6 protein-coding genes and 1 pseudogene are annotated in these 6,625 nt (G+C 46.6%); 6 read left to right on the top strand and 1 reads right to left on the bottom strand.

Annotated features, from left to right (window positions below; all coding sequences use genetic code 11):
- A partial coding sequence (locus tag RMO35_RS24520) for a pentapeptide repeat-containing protein (protein ID WP_309745268.1) occupies positions 1-318 on the top strand: 318 nt, incomplete at its 5' end.
- Positions 319-519: 201 nt separating this feature from the next.
- Here the strand turns inward: RMO35_RS24520 and RMO35_RS24515 are convergent.
- Complete coding sequence (locus RMO35_RS24515; protein ID WP_309745266.1) at positions 520-1,461, bottom strand: hypothetical protein; 942 nt, start codon at positions 1,459-1,461, stop codon at positions 520-522.
- A 754-nt stretch (positions 1,462-2,215) separates the two neighbouring features.
- On the opposite strand from RMO35_RS24515, the gene RMO35_RS24510 reads away from it, so the two are divergent.
- The 5 genes and pseudogenes from RMO35_RS24510 to RMO35_RS24490 all read left to right on the top strand — a co-directional run.
- A complete protein-coding gene (locus tag RMO35_RS24510; RefSeq protein ID WP_309745264.1) occupies positions 2,216-3,535 on the top strand; it encodes a response regulator in 1,320 nt (439 codons plus the stop codon).
- Between the two features lie 2 nt (positions 3,536-3,537).
- Entirely contained in the window at positions 3,538-3,900 is a 363-nt protein-coding gene (locus RMO35_RS24505) for a response regulator (protein ID WP_309745262.1), read from the top strand.
- Between the two features lie 36 nt (positions 3,901-3,936).
- On the top strand, positions 3,937-4,476 hold the full coding sequence (locus tag RMO35_RS24500; RefSeq protein ID WP_309745260.1) for a chemotaxis protein CheW: 540 nt from the start codon (positions 3,937-3,939) through the stop codon (positions 4,474-4,476).
- Between the two features lie 85 nt (positions 4,477-4,561).
- Positions 4,562-6,265 carry a GAF domain-containing protein gene (locus RMO35_RS24495; protein ID WP_309745257.1) on the top strand — a complete coding sequence of 568 codons (1,704 nt, stop codon included), beginning with the start codon at positions 4,562-4,564 and terminating at the stop codon, positions 6,263-6,265.
- Positions 6,266-6,625 (top strand): annotated as a pseudogene (locus RMO35_RS24490) (chemotaxis protein); the annotation flags it as partial.

Raw genomic sequence — 6,625 nt, 5'->3', positions numbered from 1 at the left:
TATCGGGCTAATTTGACACAAGCACGGCTGATTCGAGCGCATTTAGTTACTAGCTATGCAGTGTTAGCCACTTTCGATCGCGCCCATCTCACTGGTGCCGATCTGTCCTGGGCAAATTTGACTAGAGCGAGTTTTGTTGGGGCTATTTTAACCGAGACAAATTTTACTGGAGCGGATTTGAGTGGAGCCAATCTCGCTGGTGCAGACATGACTGACGCCAATCTGATGGGTGCCAATCTGAGCTACACAGATCTGCGAGGGGCAATTTTTACAGGTGCGAATTTGACAGATACTATTTTTACAGGTGCGTTGCGTTAATTTAATTGAGTAAGAGGAGCCTGGAGACTAAAGTCTCGGCTGATGATGCGAAGTCCGCCTTCGCGGACTAGGATATTAGTCCGCTTCACAAACCCTTCTTTTGCGACCGAAACCCCTCGTCGCCCTCACCCCGCCATCGCCTCTGGCTCTGGCTCCCCGCTCCCAAGCTTGGGAGCGTTGCGCGCTCGTCGGGCAGTGGTGTCAACTTAAGAAAGAAGCCCAGATGTCAAGAGATTGAGATTTAATAGATCGATGCCTCTTCCGCTGGGCTTTGACGAGTCCAAAGGAACGAGCATTGTCAACCAGGAAAGGGACAATCTCGCTGGCGCGACCAAATTGCCTAGCGCGAGAAAAATGGTACAAGCTCCGAAACACCATCTCGACCGAAATCCGGTCGAGGGGTTGTCGCAAAGCCACAGCCACGTCCTCACACAAGTCGAGGAGTACCACATCAAAAATCCAGGTCGCATAGATTTGAATTTGGACTCCTGCTTGGTGCGCTTCCATGATCGGGAAACCCGACCGGAGCGCATCCGCATTACTGCCAGCCACCCATAGATAAGCTAATCCCAGCAATCGCTTGGTCAGCAAAAACGCATCCTCTGCTTGGTGCGCTTCCATGGTCGGGAAACCCGACCGGAGCGCATCCGCAATCCGCCAGCGACGGCGGTAAAGGTCGCACACCTGTTGCGGGGAGAGCGCATTTGGGTCGAGGACATTGGTAATGTAAGTGTACCAAGCCGCCGTCGGCTTTAAACTCCACGCATCAACCATCATCATCATCCGACCACCCCAAGGACTCTTCTGTTCTTTGAGCAGTTGTAATTTCTTGACTAATGCTTCGAGGTTCGAGCCATCAGCTAACCACACTGCCGCCAATTTGGAACCGACCTGTTCCCACTCGGATGGCACTAATCGCGACACTTGCTGACTAGATCTGGCAACGACTTGCTCGAACATTTGGGCAAATAACTGGGCCGGAATCTCCCTGAGTCGATTTGAGAGAGTTTGTTTGCTCACTTGCATTGACTCTACCCACATCAAGCCTTCTTGTTCTAATAACCGCAGGACTTCACTTAAGCCACTCACTTGTCGATAAACTAGGCTCAAGACGATTGCTGCCATTACTGGTAATGTCAGCACTCTATCTCGCAACTGCCTTGTGTTGTCGGTGACTATTTTGAGATTAGCGAATGTCCCCGGGGTGAGTAAATCTCTGAGTCTGGCTTCGAGTTCTTCGTTACTAGGCGCACTGTTACTGCTCGGCGATGGTCTCGATTCCCATATTGATGTGTTGCCATGACAGAAAGGAAATGCTTCAAGTCCCAGCCTATCGCCATTTTCTTTCTCCCTTGACTTTTTGCTTTTTTTCTTAAGTTGACACCCCTGGCTCGTCGGGTTCCCCGACGGTTTAGCGCAACAAGACACAGGGGTTGGGGGTGAGGGCAAGGTTAGGGAGTTTTACAAACCGGATTTGGTTAATATCCTAGTCCGCGTGGCGGACTGTGCTTCATGTGCCCCGATTTTAATCGGCGACGAGACTGACGTCCATACCCAGATCGGCACACCCCGACGGCTGGACACTTCAAATTATTACCAATAATCATTAGCAGTTCGATCGAGGTATTGGATATTCTGCGCTGAATCTGGGAACACTAACTATGTAACGATCGAAACTAGCTCGAACTGTGGGGTTGCTGCGCCCAGCTCGCACGCAACCGAATTCACGCTCGCAAGCTAAATCCGATCGAGTAGTTACAGCCAAATATTCACATAATTATTTAACTCAGATTGAAGCAATCGATCGATAGATGATTTTAGAAAAATTCCATCTGTATTAACAGAAGTTATGTAACTTTACATACAAAAATTATTAAGAGATTGATGGCACAGAGTAATGATTGAAAGTAGCGAAAAGTTAACTAGTATTAGTTTTAAGGATTTAATCATTCAACTGAAAGATATTAAATCTCAATCTTTTAGTGGAAACTTAGTTATTAAAATAGAATCGCATCCATATTGGATTTTTTCATTTAGACTCGGTAGAGTGGGCTGGGTTGATGGTGGGATCGAACCGATTAATTGCTGGCAAAGAAACTTGAGTCTAGCTCAACTCAACCTGCCGCCAGAACGCTTGGCTGAGGTGAATAATCCGCGTAAATCTAACTTAGATTCAAATATTTTGGCAGAGCTATTGGTAAGTGAGTCGATCGATCGACAACAATGTGCTGAGTTAGTCGCTAGAATGACGATCGAAAGCTTATTTGATGTGATTCAATTTAGCCAACATAGTGGCAATCGGCTTTCTTATAAGCTCTCTCAAACTGGGGCTGGTAATGCCCAACTCAATCTAGTATTGCCATTACTAGAAATCGAACCAATTTTGACTAAATCGATTCAAACTTGGCAAGAATGGTCGAATGTAGGTTTGGCGGCTTACGCACCGAGTTTATTTGCGATTGTTTCGCCATCGCTGGATTTGGCGCAATTAGCGGGCAATCCTAATTTACATCAGACGGTAGTGGCGATCGATGGCAATCGCTCCGTGCGTAGTTTGGCAGCTAATAGTCGTCAATCGGCGCTCAATTTTACCAGCACACTCTTACCATTGCTGCGATCGGGATTTATTAATTTATCATCCCAGCCAAAATCGAGAGTCAGTCAGACTAATAATCTAGAAAATAGCAGCCAACTGAGTACTGGTACTAGTAACCAAATGAGTACAGGTACTAGTAACCAGCTAAGTACAGGTACTAGTAATCAATTAAGTACTGGTATTAGTAACCAATTAAGTACTGAAAATCGAGTGCCATTAGTACCGGGAGTGAGAACTAGTGAGACTCAGAATCCTTTGATTGCCTGTATCGATGACAGTATCCTAATCTATCAATCTTTAGAAAAGATTTTGACTGAAAATGACTATCGTTGTTATGGCGTTCAAGATCCGCTCAAAATTATGCCGAGCTTGATTAGAAATAAACCAGATTTTATATTTCTGGATTTATTAATGCCAATTACTAATGGTTATGAAGTATGCGAACAAATTCGGAAAACTCCGAGCTTGAAAGATATTCCCGTAATTATTTTGACTGGTAAGGATGGATTGATCGATCGGATGCGATCGAAAATGGTGGGAGCGACTGGCTTTTTGGGTAAACCAGTACAGTCAGATGCAGTGTTAAAAATGATCGATAAATATCTTGTGGGAGTTAAGTAGTTATGAGTCAGATTTTAATTGTTGAAGATAGTAAGTTAGAAGCAGATAGATTGAAAAAATGCTTGGAGGGTCAAGGCTTTTCAATTTTAGTAGTTACTAGTGGTGAGGAAGCCGAAATTAGACTCAAAACTTTCAAACCAAATCTGATCGTTTTAGATGTAATTTTACCAGGTGAAAGTGGCTTCGAGCTGTGTCGTAAACTTAAAACCGAACCTGCAACTCAAAATATCCCGATCGTGATTTATTCCACCAAAGATAAGCAGATCGACAGGACTTGGGGCGATATGAGCGGTGCTGATGCGTATCTGAGTAAAACCGTAGACGAGCCAACTTTACTCCAAACAGTCAATCGCCTAATTGGTTGAAATATCGTGAAAATTATAAGTTGTGAGTGATAAATTATGAGCAAAACGATCGATCTGATGTCATCTCCAGCCAGTAAAAATCTAATAGCTCGTCCGAGTGAAAGGTCGGACGAACATCAACGCTTTTTAGGTTTTACGATCGGCGATAGTTTGAGTGCGTTAATTCCCTTAATTAACTTGCAAGCAACTATTAAAATTTCTTTAGCAGAAATTTTAGCAGTTCCGCAAATGAATGAATCGCTACTCGGCATTATTAATTATGGCGGTAAAGCCACTTGGGTACTGGACTTGGCTCACTTAATGGGCGGCACTGGCTATGTGCGCACGGCAGCTAGGACTGGAATGGGGATGCTATTTCAGGTACAAAATGAGACAGTAGCACTATTAATCGAGCGCGTTGGCACGATCGAGACATACGATCTTCAGCAATGTTTGCCGATGGGTGAAGCCATGTATACCGATCGAATCCGTTCGTTTTTGGCGGGTTATTTTATCGATGATGCCCATCAATCGCGAGTAGTTATCGACCTAGATCGGATAGTTGATGCGCTGATTGGCACTCCAGTAACTGCTTGAGCATCGAGCAAAATAACGCTCGATGACAATATATAGAAATAGTTATGAATTAACGATCGCAATTTAGTAATTACCAATATTGCCCATGTTGAAAAATCTCTTTAGTTCGGCAGATGAACGCCAAGATAAAGCAGCAGAACTACTCAACGCTGCCACTCCCGCCCCAGAAAAATTAATGTCCAATTCAGATCGTAATATGACTAGCACTACCGCCAAACAACAGCTATTATCACTGCTTCAAGATACTCAAGCCAAGCTCGAAAGCTCGAACAATCCCAATAGCGAACCCCTGCGTCAAAATCTGCGGAGAGCGAGAGAACTCGCGGGATTTTTGACGACAGCGAGTAACCCGCCAGCAGCACCAGCGGCGAATATCGATGCCGATAAAATCCATCAAATCGCTACCAGAATTAGACAAGCGACCTCACCGATGGCGGCATTCACTAGTGCAGTTGCTGATATCAAAACATTACTAAATGCCGATCGCGTCTTGATTTATCAATTGACAGGGGCGAGTATGGGTCGATCGATCGCTGAAGCCGTCCAAGCTGGCTTAACCCCCACGCTCAATAGCGAAATCCCGCAAATTGGCTTTGGGTTCGAGCAATTCACTGACGATCGCTCCCAGCGGACGATCTCGTTGATTAATAGCGAAACCAGCCCTTACCAAAAGCAGATTTTAGAACAGTACCAAGTCCAGGCAACAGTCGCCGTACCGATTTTAATCAACGGTTACTCGGCAGCGACCGATAGTTATAGCCTCGGTCGGGTGTGGGGTTTATTGGTCGTCCACCAGTGCGATCGTCCCCGCACTTGGACGGAAGCGGAAACCGCTTGCTTGTCCCAATTATCCCTAGAACTCACCCTCGCAGTCCAGCCCAATCAACCCCTATTGCAATTATCCCAACGTCGTGACTTATTAGCCGCGATCGAGGTCGAAGCGCAGGAAGTGATGCAGGCGACACTCGACAATATCCGTCACACTCTCCAAGCCGATCGGGCGATGGTCGTCGCTTACAATCCGGACTGGAGTAGCAATGTCATCGCTGAATCCGTCGGCGTGAACTGGGCGAAAGCAGGCACATCACTAGACTTGGACTACTCGATTAACAACGAAAATTACAAGCCTTATTACGTCGTCAACGATATTCAAGCCAAAGGATTCGATCGCTGCTTATTAGAATCCCTCGAACCACTGCAAATGCGGGCGTACATCGTCGTCCCCGTCTTGAAAAACAACCAATTGCTCGGCATGTTGGGTGTCTACCAAAACTCTGGCGCACGCAACTGGCAAGAATCCGAGCTTCAGACGATGCTCGACTATGCCAAAACCTTTAGCTTCCCGCTCCAACAAACTACCAGCCGTCGTCTCGCCCAGTTTCAAACCAAGAAAATGGAAGAGCGGCTCCAACGGGAACGGGGACTCTCCAAACTCCAAGAGCGGCTGCGCACTGCCAAAGATGAAAAAACTGTCTTCCAAGTCGCTACCCAAGACGGTCGCAAACTGCTCGAAACCGACAGACTGGCGATCTATCAATTCGACGCCGATTGGAGCGGTCGCTTTATCGCCGAATCCGCTGCTCCAGGCTGGGTAGACCTAATCGAAACCGTCCATATCGTCCAAGATACCTTCCTCCAACGCACCCAAGGCGGTCGCTACAAAGATGGCGAATGCTTTGCCGTGGATGATATCTACACCGTCGGACACCAAACTTGCCACGTTCAGCTACTCGAACAGTTTGAAGCTCGCTCTTATATGCTCGCGCCGATCTTCGGTGCCGATCGCTAATTGTGGGGACTGATCGCTTCTTATCAAAACGCCCACGTCCGCAAATGGCAAGAAGAAGAACTCGAAACTCTCCGCCAAATGGGGCTGCAAGTCGGGTTTGCGATGGAGCAAATCGACTATATCAAACAACTCCAAAAACGTGCCGATCAAGAACAAACGATCAACCGGATTGCCGATCGAATTCGTCAATCCTTAGTCGTCGATGATGTCTTCGCCAGTGTCGTCCAAGAGATCCGCCAAGCTTCCAAAGCAGATCGCGCTGTCGTCTATGAGTTTAATGAAGATTGGAGCGGTCAAGTCGTCGCTGAATCCGTCGGTAGTGGCTGGGTGTCGCTGCTAGTCGAACAAAAGAAAGATGAA

It is taken from the genome of Chamaesiphon sp. OTE_20_metabat_361 (assembly GCF_031364565.1).
The sequence above is the reverse complement of the archived record's forward strand: the minus strand, read 5'-3'. Positions and strand labels throughout refer to the sequence as shown.